We start from the raw sequence: 16,040 nt of genomic DNA, 5'->3' as shown, positions 1-16,040 counted from the left end.
GCCCCGGGGGAACGTCAGGAGGTGCGCACCAGCAGGGTGCTGACGCTGTTGCTGACGAAGGAGGCGATCGGCCGCGGGTCCGCGCCGTCGGCCAGCCGCAGGCCGGGGTGACGGGCGAACAGCTCGCGCAGCGCCGTCTCGGCCTCCAGCCGGGCCAGCGAGGAGCCGATGCAGAAGTGCGGCCCGTGCCCGAGCGCCAGGTGCCGGTTGTTCTCCCGGGTCAGGTCGAAGCGGTTCGGGTCCTCGTAGTGGCGGTCGTCGCGGCCCGCGGCGGCGTACGAGGCGAGCATCGCCTCGCCGCGGCGGATCAGCACGTCGCCGACCTGGATGTCCTCCAGCGCGTAGCGCATCGGGAACTGGCCGACCGGGCCGTCGTAGCGGAGCGTCTCCTCGACCACCGCGGACCAGGAGACGGTGCCGTCGAGGACGAGCGCCAGCTGGTCGGGGTTGGCGAGCAGGGCGCGCACCGCGTTGCAGATCAGGTTGAGGGTGGTCTCGTGGCCGGCCACCACCAACTGCATGAGGATGCCGATGAGTTCGGCCTCGCTGAGGCGGTCCTGCTCCTCGCGGGCGGCGATCAGCGCGGTGGTCAGGTCGTTCGCGGGCTCGGCCCGCTTCGCGGCGGCGACCTGGGCGAGCAGTCCGGCCAGGTTGCGGGCGGCGGCCGCGCCGGCGCCGGGGATGGCGGAGGAGCTGACCAGGGTGTTGGAGAGTTCGTGCAGCAGGCCCTGCTGCTCCTCGGCCAGGCCGAGGAGTTCGCCGATCACCTGCATGGGCAGCGGGTAGGCGAAGTGGGTGCGCAGGTCGAAGTCGCCTTCGAGGTCGGCGACGCCGTCCAGCAGGCGGGCCACCCGCTGCTCGATGGCGGGGGCCAGTTCGGCGATCCGGCGCGGGGTGAGCGCCTGCGAGACCAGGCCGCGCAGGCGGCGGTGGTCGGCGCCGTCGGAGGTGGTCATGCCGGGGACGGTGATGAAGGTCATCAGCGGCCAGCCCTCGGGCAGCCGGCCTTCCCGGTACAGGTTCCAGTGCTTGGCGTCCTTGCCGACCCGTGGGTCCGCGAGCAGCTCCTGGAGGGTGTCGTGGTGGGTTATCGCCCAGACCACCACTCCACCAGGTAGCTCCACCAGCGTGGCCGGTCCGTTGGCGCGGAGCCGCTCGTTCTCGGCGTGCTGGTCGGCCCCGACGGGGTCGAGTCTGACGGGCTGGAGCTGGTCTGCGGTGTCCATGCGGTCCTCTCGGGCGTGGCGGTGCGGGGCGGGACGAAGGCGCTGTACAGCACCGGCAGGCTGACCAGGGCGCGCGACCAGGGCGACGGGCGCCACGTCAACTCGTGCGCGGGGATGGCGAGCTGGAGGTCCGGCAGACAGTGCAGCAGGGTCTCGATCGCGGTCTCGACGATCAGCCGGGCCGGGTCCTGCGCGGGGCAGACGTGCCGCCCCGCGCCCCAGGCCAGGTGCGCCCGGTTGCCGGCGATGCCGTCCGGCCCGTGCGCGGACGGGTCGTCGTTGGCGCCGGCCAGGCCGAGCACCAGCATGTCGCCGGCGCTGATGTACTGGCCGCCCAGGATGGTGTCGGAGACCGCCCACCGGCCGGGGAAGTTCTGCACCGGCGGGTCGCGCCACAGCACCTCGTCGAGGGCGTCCGCGACGGTCGCCCGGCCGCCGGTCAGGGTGGTGCGGAAGCGGCGGTCGGTGAGCAGCAGCCGGACGGCGTTGCCGATCCAGTTGATGGACGACTCGTTGCCGGCCACCAGCATCACCATCAGGTTGTGCACCATCTCCTCGTCGCTGAGCCCGGCCGGGTGGGCCAGCAGCCAGGACACCAGGTCGGCGCCGGGCTGCGTGCGACGGCTGATCACCAGGTCCATCAGCAGGCCGAAGAACTCGGCGGCGGCGCGCTGCGAGTCCTTGCTGCTGTCGACCAGGGCGGTGATCAGCCCGACCAGGCGCGGACCGTCCTCCGGGGGCAGGCCGAGCAGCCGGGTGAACACCAGCAGCGGGAGCCGCCGGGTGAACTGGGTGACCAGGTCGGCGGTGCCGTCGGGGCCCCAGCTCTCGATCAGCGCGAGCGCGGCCTCCTCGGTGGTCTCGCGCAGCTGCTGGTGGTCGATCTTCGCCAGCGTGTCGGCGATCGCGGTGGACAGCCGGTGGTGGGCGGCGCCGTCCATGCTCTGCAGGGTGGGGCGCCACATGGTCATCGGGATCAGGTGCGAGTCGACCCGCAGCCGGCCCTCGCGCTGCACCCGCCAGCGCCGCGAGTCCTTGGAGAACAGCTGCTCGTTGCGGGTCAGTTCGAGCAGCTCCTGGTAGCCGAGGACCAGCCAGGCCTCGACGCCGGGCTCCAGCTCGATCGGCGCGACCGGGCCGTGCTGCGCGCGCAGCCGGGCGTACAGGCTGTGCGGGTTCTCGGCGACCGCCGCCCCGTAGAGCGCGGAGCCCTGGGAGCCGGTGTACGGGCAGCCGGTGGCCGCCCGGTGGTCGGGGACGGTCATGAGAGCTCCTCGGCGGCGGCCCGCAGGTGGTCGACGAAGTCGACCAGCAGCTGGTGCGCGGCGTCCTGGTCGCGGACGTCGCAGGCCAGGATCGGGACGTCGGGCAGCAGGTCGAGGGCGGCCCGCAGTTCCTCGTCCGGGTAGGCGGGGGTGTCGGGGAAGACGTTGACCGCCACCGCGAACGGGATGCGGTGCTCCTCCAGCAGGCCGAGGATGTCGAAGGACTCCTCGATCCGCCGGGAGTCCACCAGCGCGATCGCGCCCAGCGCGCCGCGCGACAGGTCCTCCCACAGCGGCCAGAACCGCTGCTGGCCGGGCGTGCCGAACAGGTACAGCGCCAGGTGCTGGTTGAGGGTGATCCGCCCGAAGTCCAGCGCCACCGTGGTGGTGGTCTTCTGCGGACGGCCCGTCAGGTCGTCCACCCCGGCGCCGGCCGCGGTCATGGTCTCCTCGGTGCGCAGCGGAGCGATCTCGCTCAGCGCACCGACCAGCGTGGTCTTGCCGACCCCGAACGGGCCGGTGACCAGGATCTTGACCGCCCCCTGGACGGTGGACGGCAGATAGGTCGGCTCAACGGAGCTGACGGAGGCCAACCAGCACCTCCTCGAGCAGTGCGAGCGGGACCTGCTCGGCCTGCCGCACCGGCGGCAGGACCTGCACGGCCCCGAGGTCCAAGAGATCGCCGACCAGCACCTTCAGCACACTGATCGGCAGGCCGAGGTGGGCGGCCACCTCGGCTATCGACAGCAGTTCCCGGCAGAGCCCGAGGATCGCCTGCTGTTCGCGGTTCAAGGCCGTACGGTCGACCGCGGCCCCCGGCACGGTCCGCACCAGGCTCTCGAACTCCAGCACGTTCCGGCTGGCCCGACTGCGGCCGCCGGTGATCACGTAAGGCCGAACCGGCCCCCGCCTCACCGCACGTCCCCGGCGGTGGCGTGCTCCTGCCGCGGTGCCGCGGTCAGGTGGCTGCCGATCCGCTCGACCAGCGTCTGCATCTGGTAGGCCACCAGGCCCGCGTCCACGGCCTCGGTGGCCAGCACCGCCAGGTGGGTCCCGGCGCCGGCGGCGACCACGAACAGGTATCCGCCGCCGAACTCGATGATGATCTGCCGGGTCGGGCCGTCGCCGAAGCCCTGCGCCACGCCCCGGGACAGCGACTGCAGTCCGGAGCAGGCGGCGGCCAGCCGCTCGGCGTCGTCCCGGCCGATCTTCGGGCTGCGGCCCATCTCCAGGCCGTCGTTGGACACCACGACGGCGTGCTGGACCTCTGGAACGGCGACGATGTCGGTCAGCAGCCAGCCGAGATCAGGGGTTGCGGTCATGGGATTCTCCTGCGCGCCGGGGAAGTTGGGGGGAAGCGGGGAATTCGTCGTGGCGGTCCTGGTCGGACCGCCGGTCCTGCTGGGCGGCCGAACGGCCGCTGGCGGTCCCGGCCTGGAACAGCGACATGAACGTCTGCGCCTCGCGCGCACAGCGCGGCGGTGGCGCGGGCTGCTCCTCGGCCCGGGACTCGGTCTGCTGCGGGGCGCTGCTGCGGCGGTTGACCCGCCGCGGCAGGGTGCCGCCCTGCGTGGGAACGGACGGCCGGCCGGGGTCCGCGGCGACGACGGCCGGACGGGAGACCGCGGCGGCCGCGGCGGCCGCGGCCGGCGTCGGCTCGGTGCGCGGGAGGCTCACGGGCACCGACAGCGGATCGGTGAGCAGGGCGGACGGCAGCAGCACGACCACCCGCACACCGCCGTACGGCGAGGGCGCGGAGTTGATGGTGACCCGGAAGCCGTACTGCTCGGCGAGCCGGCCCACCGCGGCCAGGCCCAGCTGCGGGACCTCGCCGATCCGGGACACCTCCAGCGAACCGCCGCCGGACAGCGCCGCGCCCGCCTTGGCGACCGTCACCTCGGTCATGCCGACGCCGCAGTCGTCGATCTCGATCACCGCGCCGTTGTGGACCGGCATCAGCGTGACGTAGACCTGCGAGCTGGGCGGCGAGTAGCGGGTGGCGTTGTCGAGCAGTTCGGCCACCGCGTGGATCAGCGCCTCCGCGGCGGCACCGAGGACGGCGGTGTCGACCCGGCTGTGCACGACCACCCGCTGGAACGGCAGGATGCGCGACTGGGCGCCGCGCACCACGTCCTCCAGCGAGACCGGCTCCGGCCAGTGCCGGCCCGCGCGGGAGCCGCAGAGCACCGCCAGGGTCTGGGCGAGCCGGGCCTGCTGGGCGGCCGCGTGGTCGGCGCGCAGCAGGCCTTCGAGCAGCACCGGGTCGTCGTGGGTGCGCTCCATCTCGTCCAGACCGGCCTGCTGGTCGTGCGCCATCACCAGGATGCGGCGGGCCACGCTGAGAAAGGCGCGGTGGGTGGCCGCGTTCATCTCCTGCTCGCGCAGAACCGATTCGGCACCGGCCTGACGGTCCGCCAGCTCGGCGGCCAGCCGGTCACGGGCGGCGGCGAGTTCGTCCTCGGCGTCGGCCAGCCGGCCGCGCAGGGTTCGGGTGACGGCGCGGGACCGAGCGGTGGCCGCGAGAGCGAGAAGAGCGAGCAATGCGGCTGCTGCCAAGCACCATTGAGTGGTCGTCACGCGCGAATTCTAGGGTGGACTTCCTACTTCCGTATGAACTGATCGAAGCATTGCTGTTCAGAGCGCGCCAATATCGGACAGAACCAGCAGGGCCGGATGTCCGAAAATCGACCGGCCGATGGCCGGAAGGCAACATGCCATTGACCGACCGAAGTTCACCCTCCGTCACATTCGACGGGCGATGACTACTGGCCGTCGACCTCGCCGTACGACGGCTGCTCCTTCGCCGCCACCGGCCGCAGCGAGCGCAGCCCCCGGGCCACCGCGGAGCAGCGGGCCAGCACCGCCCCCCACCGCTCCGGCCGGGGCTCGACGGCCCGCGCAACGGGCGCCGACCCGTCCGGGGCGGTCCGCGGAGCGGGGATCAGTCCCGTGCGGGTGTGCTGAGTCGCCTGCGACATTGCGCTGTCCTCCGTGCTTGTCGGTCACACCGTGGAAGTTCTCTACGCGGTATGACTTCCCGACCGAAGGACAGTGTTACGCACCGGTGGTGACAGAACGGTGGTGGACCGGTTGCGAAAAGGTGTGGAGGGGCGCGCACGGGGGGCGTGTGCGCAGGTGGGGCTGCTGTCAGGCGGGCGTGCCGTCCTCCTGGACGTTCTCGGCGAGCGGCCGGTCCGGGGCGGAGAGGGTGTCGGTGTGCGGGGTGGTGCCGCCCGCGTGCTCGTGGGTGGCGTGCGCCGCGCTGGGCGCGGTGAGCGAGGCGACCACGCCGACGGCGAGCGAGGCAAAGGCGAGCAGGCTGCGCTTCTTCATACCGGGTAGAACGCGCCCGACCCCCCTCAGGTCACGCCGTCCGCCCGCCCGGCCAGTCGGCGAGGCCGTCGACCACGACCCCGATCAGCCGCTCCAGCGTCACGTCCCGGCCCTCGGCGAGCTGGAACGCCCCCGCCGTGGTCAACGAGGCGTACCCGTGGGCCACGGCACGCAGCGTGCGCGCGGCGTGCACCGCCTCGGACCCCTCCAGGCCGTACCCGCGCAGGACGGCGAACAGCACGTTCACCAGCCGCTCGCCGGCCGCGGTGAGCTCCGGATCGGGGTCGGGGGCCTGCGGCAGTGCGGCGTAGCGCCGCGGGAACCCGGTGGCGTACCCGGCGTACGCGGTGAGCAGGGCGGCGACCGCCTCGTCGCGGGAGTGGCCGAGGACGGCGGCGGCCAGGTGGTCGGTGAGGTCGTCGAGGGTGCGGACGGCGACCAGGCGGCGCAGTTCGGGCAGGCCCCCGGCGACGTGCTTGTACAGCGAGGGGGTGGCGACCCCGGCCCTGGCGGCGACGGCGGCCAGGGTGAGCGTCTCGGCGCCCTGGGCGTCGATCAGGTCGAGGGCGTGGTCCACCACCGCGGTGGGGGAGAGTCCGGCGCGGGCCATCAGCGGGCGACCTCGTTCAGGAAGGGGAGCAGGGCGTCGGCGACCGCCTGCGGGTGGCTGGCCATCGGGTAGTGGCCGGCGTTCTCGATCATCACCCTACGGCCGCGCAGCGCGGCGGCCTGCCGGTCGGCGATCAGCCCGGGGTCCGGGAAGTCGGGGTCCTTGCTGCCCATCAGCACCAGCGCGGGGACCTCGACGGCCTCGCACCAGCCGACCGGCGCGGAGTCGCCCTTGAGGTAGCCGCGCAGCGCGGCCTTGCGGGCGGGCTCGCGCAGCATCTCGGCGAGGCCGGCCCGGTAGGCGTCGAAGTCGGCGGGTCGCTCGGTCGGGTAGTAGAACTTCTGCAGCGCGCTCCACAGGCCCGGGAAGGCGGACACCAGCGGGGCGGCCAGCCCGAACATCGCCTTCTGGAAGCCGTTCAGCGGGAGGTTCTCGATGAAGGCGTCGATCAGCACCACCCCGGCGGTGCGCCCGGGGGCGAGTCCGGCCGTGCGGACCACCGTGGCGCCGGTGTACGAGCTGCCGGCCAGGACGGCGCCGCGCAGGTCGAGGTGGTCGAGCAGGGCGACCAGGTCCTCGGCGATCGCGGCGGGGGAGTGGTCGGTGAAGCCGGTGGAGGACTCGCCGAGGCCGCGCAGGTCCATGGTGATCACCCGGTGTCCGGCGGCGGTCAGCAGCGGGACGAGGTGCCGGTAGGCGGCGCGCTTGTCGAGCATGCCGGGCAGCAGGACCACCGGGACGCCGTCGCCGGGGGTGTCGTCGTAGGCGATCCGGCCGCCGGTGACGTCGAGGTACCGGGTGGTGCCGAGGGTGCTGCTCATGGTGGGCCTCCTGGGCGGGCGGGTGCGGTGCGCCGGGCGCTGGAGGCCCGACCGACTGCCGATAGCCATAAAGCTAAGGCTAATAGCCTTAGCCGTCAAGCGGGGCGGCCGGCCGGGTCGTCAGATGTTCTCCATCTTGAACGGGTCGTGCTCGGCGAGCAGCTTCTCCAGCCGGGCCTGGTCCACCCGGCTGGTGATCGCGCCCTCCTCCTGGCGGTCCCGGACCACCTTGGCCAGCGTGAACGCGGAAGTGATCACGTACAGCACGCCGACGGCGAGGAAGGCGCGCATCCAGGCGCTCACCGGCAGGTAGGCGATCCCGATGGTGAGGGCGATGGCGGCCAGCGCGAAGGAGGCGGCGGCCTGCAGGAAGTAGGCGGCGGTGGTCCGGTGCGGCACGGTTGCGGTCATGGCATCAGGGTCGCGCCGGCCCGGGAGCGGGGCGTGAGTACGGATACTCAACCGTGCGGTCACCATCCGTCAGGTACGGCCTGGTGAATCGTCATAAATCGCCCATAGGGCGTCAGGAAATCTTCACCGTCTCCCGGGAGGAGCTTGGAATCATGGGGTCCATAGGATTAACGTTTGATAACGCAGCGCGGTCGGCAACGCCGTAACCATGCGGCACCGTGCGCCACGCCTAATCCACTTGGGCACACCCTTCGGGGCGTCCCAGGAGCCGGGGAACCACGTTCCACCGGGGTGAATCGGGACGGCCCTGGGCCCGACCGTAGGAGACCTTCCACCTCCGAACCCGTCAGCTAACCCGGTCGGCGGCAGGGAAGGAAGGAGCACGCCCCCGTGGCGTCGACCTACACCGAGAGCACCGGCACCCAGCTGCTCGACCACCCGGTCGAGCCGGAAGCCGCCCGGCACCGGCTGCCCCGTCAGTCCCGCGCCGGCGCGCCCCTGCTGGGCGTCACCGCGATGACCGCCGCGCTCAGCGCCACCGGACTCGCCGCCGCCCCCGCGCAGGCCGCCGCCCCGGTGCCCGTCACCGCCGCCGACGAGGTCTCCGACGGACTGCTCGCCGCCGACCCCGGCCTCGCCCTCGCCGCCCGCATCCAGCAGCAGGCCGACGGCCAGCGCACCTCCGCCGACGAATCCGCCCGGCTCGCCGCCGCCCAGGACGCCGAGGCCAAGCGCGCCGCCCAGCAGGCCGAGGCCGAACGGGACGCGCACACCCTGCCGGTGGCCGGCTACCAGCTGACCGCGCACTTCGCCCAGGCCGGCTCGCACTGGGCGCACCTGCACACCGGCCTGGACTTCGCCGCCCGCACCGGCACCCCCGTCGCCGCCGTCGCCGGAGGCACCGTCACCTCGGCGGGCTGGTCCGGCCCCTACGGCTACCGGGTCATCCAGACCCTCCCCGACGGCACCGAACTCTGGTACTGCCACCTCTCCCGGATCGTCACCGCCTCCGGCCCGGTCGCCCCCGGCGCCGTGCTCGGCGCGGTCGGCGCCACCGGCAACGTCACCGGCCCGCACCTGCACCTGGAGGTCCGCCCCGGCGGCGGCGCCCCGGTCGACCCGCTGCCCTGGCTCCAGCAGCTCGGCCTGCAGCCGTAACTCCCGCGCTCACCGACGGCCGTCGTCTCCCGGCAGGAGTCGGCGGCCGAACACCGCGCACCCGAACAGCACCCCGCCGGCCAGGAAGAACGGCTCGTACAGCAGTGTCGCGAAGCGGGCCGTCGCGGCCGGCTCCGCCACCGAGCGGTGACCGGCCGCCAGCGCCGCCCGGTCCGGCACGGACGGCGCGGCGTGCACGATCAGCACCACCGCCGTGCCCCGCGCGGCCCACAGCAGCTGCGGGCCGGCAGCCGCCCGCCCCACGGCCGCACCAGCGCCAGGGCAGCGGCCGCCGCGCACAGCGGTGTCGCGACGACGTCGATCACCAGCAGCGGCGTGTTGTCCAGCACCGACAGGCCGCCCGGCCCGGCCGCCCAGCAGCCAGTACAGGTGCACCAGGGCGAAGCCCGCCGACCAGAACGCGGCGGCCAGGGCGGCGACCCGCCGGAACGACGGGCACAGGCCGGCCGCGGCGGCGCCGGCGGGAGTCACGATGTCCATGGCTCCACCCTGGCCCGGCGGCCCCGCCCCGCGGATCGTCCGGACGGCCACGGCCGATGGATCATCAGGACGATCCCCGGGTCCTCCGAACGGCGGACCCGACGGGCCGGAGCCCTCAGTACACCTCGGGGGCCAGCTCCGGGAACTCCTCCAGCAGCAGCCGGGCCAGCCCCGGTACCGTCCACTCGCCGCACAGGTCGATCGCGGCCTGTGCCACCGCCTCCTCGAACTCCTCGAACTCCCCGGCGAGTTCGTCCGGCATCGGCAGACCCCGGGCGGTCAGCTCCGCCAGGTTGCGGTAGCTGCGCCGCATCAGGCCCTGCTCCAGCAGCCGGCGCGCGCCGTCCGTGGACACCCCGACCAGCAGCGCCCGCTCCGGGCCCCAGCCGCCGTCCGGCTCCACGCCCGGCACCCGCTCGTACGCGGCGAAGCGCTCCTCGACGTCCAGCGCCCGGAACTCCTCCAGCCAGCCCCGCACCCGGTCGAGGTCCTCCACCGGCACGCCGTCCGCGCGCAGCAGCAGGGTGTACAGCCGGGGCCAGGTCAGCAGGTCGGACCGGAGCAGCAGCGAGCCCACCAGCACCTCGCCCTGCCAGTCGGTCTCCTCGCGCAGCTTCTCCAGCCGCTTGGCGTTCAGCCGCCGCGCCGCCCGCTGCCACTCGATCAGCAGCTGCACCGCCGCCGGGTACGCCCGGGCGTCGCCGTCCGGCTGGACGTACAGGTGCAGCTGCTCGTACAGCAGGTGCTCCAGCACCGGCGAGGTCAGCTCCGGGAAACCGTCGTGCATCCGGGCGCCGCCCAGCTCCAGCAGCGTCAGGACGGTTCGCACCGCGGGCTCGGGTACCGCCTCCAAACCCTCCTCGGCGGCCCACTCCAGCAGGTCGGCGGCTCGGGTACGGGGGAGCAGGTGCAGGTCTTCGTCGTCCACCCAGGTACGGTAGCCGGTCCGCGCGGGGCCGCCCGGTAGGGTCGGGCGCCATGGAAACCGTCCGGCTGACCGGCCCCCGGCTCACCCTGCGGGAGTACCGCCACACCCCCGAGGAGGTCGCCGCGCTGCACGCCGTCCACGGCGACCCCCGGACCGTCCGCCATCTCCCGTTCGACGCCGCCGACTTCGAGGAGTGCGCCGACCAGATCGAGCTCTACCTCGACGAGGCCGAAGCGGAACCCCGGCAGCACTACCGGCTGGCCGTCGACGACGCCGCCGGCGAGTCGATCGGCCAGGCCGCCCTCACCCGCGAGGGCGAGCACGCCGCCCAACTCGGCTGCGCGCTGCGCCCCGACACCTGGGGCCGCGGCCACGCCGGGGAGGTCACCGCGCTGCTGTGCGCGCTCGGCTTCGACACCCTCGGCCTGCACCGGCTGTTCGCCCGCACCGACCCGGCCAACCCGGCCGCCGCCCGGGTGCTGGTCAGGGCGGGCTTCCGGTACGAGGGCCGGATCCGCGCCGAGTCCCACTGGGGCGGCAGCTGGCACGACGCCCTCCAGTACTCGCTGCTCGCCCCCGAATGGCGGGCCCTGGCCACCCCCGGAGCCGGGGGATAACCCCACCCCGAACTCGGCAGCAGGCCTCATACCGGCGACCGGGCCCGGTGCGGCACCTTTGAAGGGTGCCCGGCGCCGCCGACCGGCGGTGCCGACCCCGACCACCGAAGGACCGCGGATGTCCACCGCTGCGTACCGTGCCACCACCGGCGACCACTCCATCCGGCCCGGGTTCTGGCGCGCCCCGATCTCCCGGGCAGGCTTCCGGGAGCTCGGCTTCGCGCTCAGCGGCCTGCCCGTCGCCATACTCGGCTTCTCCGTCGTCGTCACACTGTTCAGCACCGGCCTCGGCCTCGCCGTCACCATGCTCGGCCTGCCCGTGCTCGCCCTGCTGACGATCGCCGGCCGCGGCTTCGGCGCCGCCGAACGCTTCCGGCTCCGCACCATGCTCGACCTCGACCTGCCCGACCCGCGCGAGGTGACGGCCCGCCGGGAGGGCGTCTGGGGCGCGATCACCGCCCGGCTCGCCGACCCGGTCGGCTGGAAGGGCGCGCTCTACCAGTTCGTCATGTTCCCCTGGGCGATCCTCAGCTTCGCGCTCTCCACCGTCTTCTTCACCGTCGGCTGGGCGCTCCTGCTGTTCCCCGCCTACCAGTGGGTGTTCGGCCGCTACACCGACTGGGACGGCTACCGGGTCGCCAACTGGACGGACTCGCACGGCGTCCACCACGTCTACGACCTCACCTCGCCGTTCCAGATCGCCGGCGTCAGCCTGATCGGCCTGCTCCTCGTCCTGCTCACCCCGCAGCTGGTCCACGCCCTCAACGGCGCCAACCGCCTCGCCGCCCGCGCCCTGCTGGCCGGCCGCTGAACATGCGACACCGCCGGGCCCGTGGTCGGATGACCACGGGCCCGGGCCGCACCCCGGGCCCGTCGGACGTCCGGAGGACCGCCGATGTGCCCGGTCAGCAGCACCCGCCCCGCACACCGGCGCGGGCCGGCCGCCCCGCCCGTGCTGATCAGCTCCCGGCCGCTCGACGAATACTGCGGCTACTTCGGCCTCACCCGCGCCGACCTGAGCCGCCTGCCCGGCCCGCTGCTGGACTGCCCCGGCGGGGCCGCCGCGTTCGCCGCCGAGGCCCGCGCGCTCGGCTGCGAGGTGGTCGCCGCCGACCCCGGCTACGCGCTCGGCCCGCGCCGCCTCGCCGAACTCGCCGCCGCCGGCCGCGACACCATGGCCGGCGCCATCCGCCGCGACCCCGCCCACCACCTTCCCCGCGGCCGGCACGGCCGGCGCCGCCCCGACAAGTACCTGCGCAGCTGGGACCGCGCCCGCCGCCTGTTCGTGGCCGACGCCGCCGCCCACCCCGGGCACTACCCGGCCGCCGCGCTGCCCCGACTCCCGTTCGCCGACGGCAGCTTCGCCCTCACCCTCAGCTCCTACCTGGTCTTCGCCTACCCGGCGCTGTTCACCCCCGCCGACCAGTTCCGGGCCCTGCGCGAACTCGCCCGGGTCACCGCACCCGACGGCGAGGTCCGGATCTTCCCGCTCCACGACCACACCGGCAGCCGCTGCCCGCACCTCACCGAACTCCGCGCGGCGCTCCGCCACCACGGGATCGCCAACCGGGTGCTGACCACCACCCCCGACCACCGCATCCTGCTGCTGCACCCGCCCCGATGAGGGCCCGTCAGCAGGCCTCGGCCGGCCCGGGAGCGTCCCGCAACGAGCGCACCGCGCGCAGGTAGGCGCCCACCGCGTCCCGGCTGCGGGACAGGCACTCCACCCGGTCGGTCAGCTGCCGGTGCTCGTGCTCCAGCGCGGCCAGCGTCTCCGGGGTGGCGCCGCGGACGTGGTACTGGCCGCTCGTCAGGCAGGGCAGCACCTCCCGGATGGTGCGGGTGGACAGGCCCGAGTCCAGCAGCGAACGGATCTGCCGGACGCGCTCCACCAGCGCGTCGTCGTACTCCCGGTAGCCGTTCGCCGAACGCTCCGGCTTCAGCAGGCCCTGCTCCTCGTAGTAGCGCAGCAGCCGGGGCGAGGCTCCCGCCCGGTCCGCCAGTTCACCGATCCGCATCCGCTTCTCCCGCCCGTCGGAAGGACTTGACCTTCACATCGATGTGAGGGTTCGAGGATAGCGGCATGACCGCGACCCGCACCCGACTTCCTTCCCCTGCCACGCCCGTGACCAGCAGTCATGGCCTGCGCTGGTCCCCTCTGCTGGCCCTCGCCACCGCCGCCTTCCTGGGCATCGTCACCGAGGCACTGCCCGCCGGCGTCCTCCCCGAGATGGCCCACGACCTGCGGGTCGGCGAATCCGCGATGGGCCAGTCGCTCACCGGCTATGCCCTCGCCACCGGGCTCTCCGCGATCCCGCTCGCCCGGGCCACCGCCCGCTGGAACCGCAAGCGCCTGGTGCTCGCCGCCGTCGCCGTCCTGCTGGTCGCCAACGCCGTCACCGCACTCTCCCCGTCCTACCCGCTCACCATGGCCGCCCGGATCGCCGGCGGCGTCGCCGTCGCCGCGATCTGGGCCGAACTCGTCGGCTACGCCCGCCGGTTGACGCCACCGCAACTGCACGGCCGGGCGATCGCCGTCACCGGCATCGGCGTCCCGCTCGCACTCTCCCTCGGCATCCCGCTCGGCACCTGGTCCGGCCGGCTGATCGGCTGGCGGCCCACCTTCGGACTGGTCGCCGTCCTGGCCGCCGCCCTGCTGGTGTGGATCGCCGCCGCCGTCCCCGGCGCCCCCGGCCGGCGCTCCGGCCGCGCCGAACCCCTCCTCGGCGTGCTGCGGCTGCCCGGCGTCCGACCCGTGCTGTTCGTGGTCGCCGCGTTCGTCCTCGCCCACAACGTGCTCTACACCTACATCGCCGCGCTGCTCGACGACTACGGCCTGACCGACCGCCGCGACCTGGTGCTGCTGGTCCTCGGCATCGCCTCGGTCGTCGGACTCGCCGTCACCGGCGCCCTGGTCGACCGGCGGCTGCGCCACCTCACGCTCGCCGCCACCGCCGCCGTCCTCGCCGCCCTTGGGCTCCTGCTGCTGCCCGCACCCGCCGCACCCCTGGTGCTGCTCGCCGCCGCACTCTGGGGCCTCGGCTGGGGCGCCGTTCCCCCGCTGTTCCAGACCGCCGCCGCCGACGCGGGCGGCGACCGCGCCCAGACCCTGCTGGTCGCCACCTGGAACACCGCGATGGGCCTCGGCGGCGCCGTCGGCGGACTCCTGCTCGACCTGGCCGGCCCCGGCGCCTTCCCCTGGTTCGCGCTCGCCCTGCTGCTGCCCGTCCTCGCCGTCGCGGCCCTGGCCCGCCGTCACGGCTTCCCGCCGAAGCGCCCCTGAAAAGCCCCCGGAGAACGCAGACGGCCCGTGGGCTGCTTCCTCGGGCCGGGCCCCGCTGGAACGGGGACGGCGATCGAGGCACCGGGGATGTACCGGTGAGCCCACGGGCCGGGTGACTGCTGGGAATTAGCCTGAGCCGGAGGCCGAACGGCCTCACCACTGCACAGGCAGGGGCGGCTCTAGCGAGCAGCCACCTCACGCATCCTGAAAGAACTCAACTCAGGATCACCTCCTTTCAGTGTGCCGCCAGCGTAGGCACCCCCGCCGAAGCGGGCAACGGATTTATTCGCCAAGAATCTCCGCCGGTACGACGAAGGGCCCGGAGGCGATGCCTCCGGGCCCTTCGTTGCTACTGAGTAGCGGGGACAGGATTTGAACCTGCGACCTCTGGGTTATGAGCCCAGCGAGCTACCGAGCTGCTCCACCCCGCGTCGGTGAACACGACTCTACGTGAGTCCCACCGGAAAGGGAAATCCGTTTCCCTGGAGACCCGTGCAGGTCAGCCGGGGCCGGTGCGCGGGTCGGTGCGCGGGTCAGCCGGGGCCGGTGGGTTGGCGGGTGCGACGCGTCTGAGCCCACACCGCGAAACAGACCAGCGCCGCGAAGCACGGCACCATCACCAGGCCGTACACCAGCAGGAAACCGTCGGTGCCCAGCCCGGCCGCCGCGTTCCACACCCCGTGCAGGCCCATCGCCAGCAGCAGACCCGCCGGAGCGCCCAGCCGGGCCGCCCAACGGCGGCCGGTGGTCAGCGTCACCGCGAGACCGATGCCGGCCAGCGCGGTGAACAGCGGATGCGCGAACGGCGACAGCAGCGCCCGCAGCACGAAGGTGTGCACCGTCCCGTCGAAGTCCCGCAGGCTCGGCATCCGTCCCAGCCCGATCGCGTCCAGCCGGGCCTGCCGGTCCGCGGTGAACGCCCGACCCAGGTAGAGCGCGTTCTCGGTGAACGCGAACCCGGACGCCGTCACCCCGCCCAGCACCGCCCCCGCCGCCAGCGTGCGCGGCCGTGAACGGGCCCGCTGCCGCCCGGCCGGCGCCGGCCGGAACAGTGCCGCCGGACGCTCCGGGGCGCCCCGTCGGCGTCGCAGCCGCCGCCGCAACCGCCGCAGGCGGCCGGGGGGCCGGGCGGGCTCGCCGTGCTGCCGCCGCAACGGCAGCAGCAGCATCAGCAGCGCCGAGCCCTTCGCCACCTCCTCGATCAGCGGCGTCGCGAACTCCGAGCCCCAGGTCTCCCCGCGCGCGCCCCGGTGGGCGATCAGGAAATCGCTCGCCCAGCCGTTCGCCAGGATCGCCACCGTGGTCGCCGCACAGGCCCCCCACGCCAGACAGAACAGCGTGTGCCGGATCGGCACCCGTGCGGTCTGGTTCAGCCACGCCAGCGACCCCAGCACGAACGGCAACGGCAGCAGCGCCAGCCCCAGACCCACCAGCAACCCGGCCGTCCCGGTCTGACGCTGCACCAGGTGCAGGATCAGCACCCCCGACCCGGCCAACGCCAGCGCCACCACCGCCGAGGACACCGCCGGCCGCCGCAACGGCCACAACCGGCGCGCCAACGACGGAACGGCCCGCACCGCGCGGGCGCCGCGCTGGCCCGGAATCCGCCCGACCGCCGACAACCGCATCCGGGACAGCCCACCGGACCGGTGCGCCCCCGGATCCGGGAACGATCGGGCACCGGTGGGGGACGGCGGCGGATCGGCGGCCATGGCGGCGGCCCCTACAGGCAGGCTGGGGGAGGCCTTGCCGCCGGGCGGACTGCTCACCCGCAGAAGCGTAGGGGAATGCTCCGCTCGCAGGGGAGTGGCGAGAACAATCCGTACGACCGGGGTGACGGTCCGTCAGCAAGGCGAAACGGCGGACGCCGCCTCCCCGTTGTTCCTA

At 73.9% G+C, this 16,040-nt stretch carries 20 protein-coding genes, 1 tRNA gene and 1 riboswitch; of the genes, 5 read left to right on the top strand and 16 right to left on the bottom strand.

The features are described 5' to 3' along the window. Nucleotides 1-14 precede the first annotated feature (14 nt). From ACI1MP_RS18015 to ACI1MP_RS17965, 11 genes are all read right to left on the bottom strand, one after another. Nucleotides 15-1,103 carry a cytochrome P450 gene (locus tag ACI1MP_RS18015; RefSeq protein WP_404869025.1) on the bottom strand — a complete coding sequence of 363 codons (1,089 nt, stop codon included), beginning with the start codon at nucleotides 1,101-1,103 and terminating at the stop codon, nucleotides 15-17. Then, complete coding sequence (locus ACI1MP_RS18010; RefSeq protein ID WP_404869024.1) at nucleotides 1,088-2,491, bottom strand: cytochrome P450; 1,404 nt, start codon at nucleotides 2,489-2,491, stop codon at nucleotides 1,088-1,090. Before ACI1MP_RS18010 ends, ACI1MP_RS18015 begins: the two co-directional genes overlap by 16 nt. Further along, nucleotides 2,488-3,084, bottom strand: coding sequence for an ATP/GTP-binding protein (locus ACI1MP_RS18005; RefSeq protein ID WP_043915529.1), 597 nt, complete (start codon nucleotides 3,082-3,084; stop codon nucleotides 2,488-2,490). The genes ACI1MP_RS18010 and ACI1MP_RS18005 overlap by 4 nt, the downstream gene beginning before the upstream one ends. Then, on the bottom strand, nucleotides 3,062-3,379 hold the full coding sequence (locus ACI1MP_RS18000; protein ID WP_229847988.1) for a DUF742 domain-containing protein: 318 nt from the start codon (nucleotides 3,377-3,379) through the stop codon (nucleotides 3,062-3,064). Before ACI1MP_RS18000 ends, ACI1MP_RS18005 begins: the two co-directional genes overlap by 23 nt. A gap of 23 nt (nucleotides 3,380-3,402) precedes the next feature. Further along, nucleotides 3,403-3,813: a roadblock/LC7 domain-containing protein gene (locus tag ACI1MP_RS17995; protein ID WP_043915531.1), complete on the bottom strand. Its 411-nt coding sequence runs from the start codon at nucleotides 3,811-3,813 to the stop codon at nucleotides 3,403-3,405. Continuing rightward, nucleotides 3,797-5,068 (bottom strand): sensor histidine kinase, encoded by a 1,272-nt coding sequence (locus ACI1MP_RS17990; protein WP_404869023.1) that lies wholly within the window; start codon nucleotides 5,066-5,068, stop codon nucleotides 3,797-3,799. The genes ACI1MP_RS17995 and ACI1MP_RS17990 overlap by 17 nt, the downstream gene beginning before the upstream one ends. Before the next feature lie 185 nt (nucleotides 5,069-5,253). Beyond that, nucleotides 5,254-5,469, bottom strand: a complete 216-nt coding sequence (locus ACI1MP_RS17985; RefSeq protein WP_043915532.1) for a hypothetical protein — start codon at nucleotides 5,467-5,469, stop codon at nucleotides 5,254-5,256. Nucleotides 5,470-5,638: 169 nt separating this feature from the next. Next, nucleotides 5,639-5,824 carry a hypothetical protein gene (locus ACI1MP_RS17980; protein WP_100588936.1) on the bottom strand — a complete coding sequence of 62 codons (186 nt, stop codon included), beginning with the start codon at nucleotides 5,822-5,824 and terminating at the stop codon, nucleotides 5,639-5,641. 31 nt (nucleotides 5,825-5,855) lie between these two features. Then, complete coding sequence (locus ACI1MP_RS17975) at nucleotides 5,856-6,434, bottom strand: TetR-like C-terminal domain-containing protein (RefSeq protein ID WP_043915534.1); 579 nt, start codon at nucleotides 6,432-6,434, stop codon at nucleotides 5,856-5,858. After that, nucleotides 6,434-7,255 (bottom strand): alpha/beta fold hydrolase, encoded by an 822-nt coding sequence (locus ACI1MP_RS17970; RefSeq protein WP_404869022.1) that lies wholly within the window; start codon nucleotides 7,253-7,255, stop codon nucleotides 6,434-6,436. The genes ACI1MP_RS17975 and ACI1MP_RS17970 overlap by 1 nt, the downstream gene beginning before the upstream one ends. A 120-nt stretch (nucleotides 7,256-7,375) precedes the next feature. Then, nucleotides 7,376-7,666 (bottom strand): YiaA/YiaB family inner membrane protein, encoded by a 291-nt coding sequence (locus ACI1MP_RS17965; protein ID WP_404869021.1) that lies wholly within the window; start codon nucleotides 7,664-7,666, stop codon nucleotides 7,376-7,378. Nucleotides 7,667-7,882: 216 nt separating this feature from the next. Next, nucleotides 7,883-8,046: riboswitch (cyclic di-AMP (ydaO/yuaA leader) on the top strand. Between the two features lie 10 nt (nucleotides 8,047-8,056). Here ACI1MP_RS17965 and ACI1MP_RS17960 point away from each other — a divergent pair. Then, nucleotides 8,057-8,824: a M23 family metallopeptidase gene (locus ACI1MP_RS17960; RefSeq protein ID WP_404869020.1), complete on the top strand. Its 768-nt coding sequence runs from the start codon at nucleotides 8,057-8,059 to the stop codon at nucleotides 8,822-8,824. 9 nt (nucleotides 8,825-8,833) lie between these two features. Here ACI1MP_RS17960 and ACI1MP_RS17955 read toward each other — a convergent pair whose 3' ends face one another. Together ACI1MP_RS17955 and ACI1MP_RS17950 are read right to left on the bottom strand one after the other, a co-directional pair. Next, a complete protein-coding gene (locus ACI1MP_RS17955) occupies nucleotides 8,834-9,325 on the bottom strand; it encodes a DUF3995 domain-containing protein (RefSeq protein ID WP_404869019.1) in 492 nt (163 codons plus the stop codon). Nucleotides 9,326-9,440: 115 nt separating this feature from the next. After that, complete coding sequence (locus tag ACI1MP_RS17950; RefSeq protein ID WP_380333897.1) at nucleotides 9,441-10,253, bottom strand: hypothetical protein; 813 nt, start codon at nucleotides 10,251-10,253, stop codon at nucleotides 9,441-9,443. 50 nt (nucleotides 10,254-10,303) lie between these two features. Here ACI1MP_RS17950 and ACI1MP_RS17945 point away from each other — a divergent pair, with 50 nt between their 5' ends. The 3 genes from ACI1MP_RS17945 (at nucleotide 10,304) to ACI1MP_RS17935 (ending at nucleotide 12,494) form a co-directional block, all read left to right on the top strand. Next, nucleotides 10,304-10,870: a GNAT family N-acetyltransferase gene (locus ACI1MP_RS17945; protein ID WP_404869018.1), complete on the top strand. Its 567-nt coding sequence runs from the start codon at nucleotides 10,304-10,306 to the stop codon at nucleotides 10,868-10,870. A 118-nt stretch (nucleotides 10,871-10,988) separates the two neighbouring features. Continuing rightward, nucleotides 10,989-11,681: a sensor domain-containing protein gene (locus ACI1MP_RS17940; RefSeq protein ID WP_404869017.1), complete on the top strand. Its 693-nt coding sequence runs from the start codon at nucleotides 10,989-10,991 to the stop codon at nucleotides 11,679-11,681. Between the two features lie 84 nt (nucleotides 11,682-11,765). Further along, a complete protein-coding gene (locus tag ACI1MP_RS17935; protein ID WP_380344496.1) occupies nucleotides 11,766-12,494 on the top strand; it encodes a hypothetical protein in 729 nt (242 codons plus the stop codon). 7 nt (nucleotides 12,495-12,501) lie between these two features. Here ACI1MP_RS17935 and ACI1MP_RS17930 read toward each other — a convergent pair whose 3' ends face one another. Then, entirely contained in the window at nucleotides 12,502-12,888 is a 387-nt protein-coding gene (locus tag ACI1MP_RS17930) for a MerR family transcriptional regulator (RefSeq protein WP_404869016.1), read from the bottom strand. 65 nt (nucleotides 12,889-12,953) lie between these two features. Between ACI1MP_RS17930 and ACI1MP_RS17925 the strand changes: the two genes are divergently transcribed. Next, entirely contained in the window at nucleotides 12,954-14,153 is a 1,200-nt protein-coding gene (locus ACI1MP_RS17925; RefSeq protein WP_404869015.1) for an MFS transporter, read from the top strand. A 357-nt stretch (nucleotides 14,154-14,510) separates the two neighbouring features. On the opposite strand, the gene ACI1MP_RS17920 is transcribed toward ACI1MP_RS17925, so the two are convergent. Both ACI1MP_RS17920 and ACI1MP_RS17915 read right to left on the bottom strand, forming a co-directional pair. Beyond that, a tRNA-Met gene (locus ACI1MP_RS17920) sits at nucleotides 14,511-14,584 on the bottom strand. Between the two features lie 102 nt (nucleotides 14,585-14,686). Further along, entirely contained in the window at nucleotides 14,687-15,922 is a 1,236-nt protein-coding gene (locus ACI1MP_RS17915; RefSeq protein ID WP_404869014.1) for a PrsW family intramembrane metalloprotease, read from the bottom strand. Between the last annotated feature and the right edge of the window lie 118 nt (nucleotides 15,923-16,040).

It is taken from the genome of Kitasatospora griseola (genome assembly GCF_044999035.1).
GTDB lineage: Bacteria > Actinomycetota > Actinomycetes > Streptomycetales > Streptomycetaceae > Kitasatospora > Kitasatospora griseola.
Note: the sequence above shows the minus strand (reverse complement) of the source record. Positions and strands in the feature narration are given on the sequence as shown.

Coding starts and splice junctions, on each gene's coding strand:
- ACI1MP_RS17935 (WP_380344496.1), top strand. CDS start 11,766: ATGTGCCCGGTCAGCAGCACCCGCCCCGCACACCGGCGCGGGCCGGCC.
- ACI1MP_RS18010 (WP_404869024.1), bottom strand. CDS start 2,491: ATGACCGTCCCCGACCACCGGGCGGCCACCGGCTGCCCGTACACCGGC.
- ACI1MP_RS17930 (WP_404869016.1), bottom strand. CDS start 12,888: ATGCGGATCGGTGAACTGGCGGACCGGGCGGGAGCCTCGCCCCGGCTG.
- ACI1MP_RS17980 (WP_100588936.1), bottom strand. CDS start 5,824: ATGAAGAAGCGCAGCCTGCTCGCCTTTGCCTCGCTCGCCGTCGGCGTG.
- ACI1MP_RS17975 (WP_043915534.1), bottom strand. CDS start 6,434: ATGGCCCGCGCCGGACTCTCCCCCACCGCGGTGGTGGACCACGCCCTC.
- ACI1MP_RS17945 (WP_404869018.1), top strand. CDS start 10,304: ATGGAAACCGTCCGGCTGACCGGCCCCCGGCTCACCCTGCGGGAGTAC.
- ACI1MP_RS17985 (WP_043915532.1), bottom strand. CDS start 5,469: ATGTCGCAGGCGACTCAGCACACCCGCACGGGACTGATCCCCGCTCCG.
- ACI1MP_RS17925 (WP_404869015.1), top strand. CDS start 12,954: ATGACCGCGACCCGCACCCGACTTCCTTCCCCTGCCACGCCCGTGACC.
- ACI1MP_RS17940 (WP_404869017.1), top strand. CDS start 10,989: ATGTCCACCGCTGCGTACCGTGCCACCACCGGCGACCACTCCATCCGG.
- ACI1MP_RS17965 (WP_404869021.1), bottom strand. CDS start 7,666: ATGACCGCAACCGTGCCGCACCGGACCACCGCCGCCTACTTCCTGCAG.
- ACI1MP_RS17995 (WP_043915531.1), bottom strand. CDS start 3,813: ATGACCGCAACCCCTGATCTCGGCTGGCTGCTGACCGACATCGTCGCC.
- ACI1MP_RS17970 (WP_404869022.1), bottom strand. CDS start 7,255: ATGAGCAGCACCCTCGGCACCACCCGGTACCTCGACGTCACCGGCGGC.
- ACI1MP_RS17955 (WP_404869019.1), bottom strand. CDS start 9,325: ATGGACATCGTGACTCCCGCCGGCGCCGCCGCGGCCGGCCTGTGCCCG.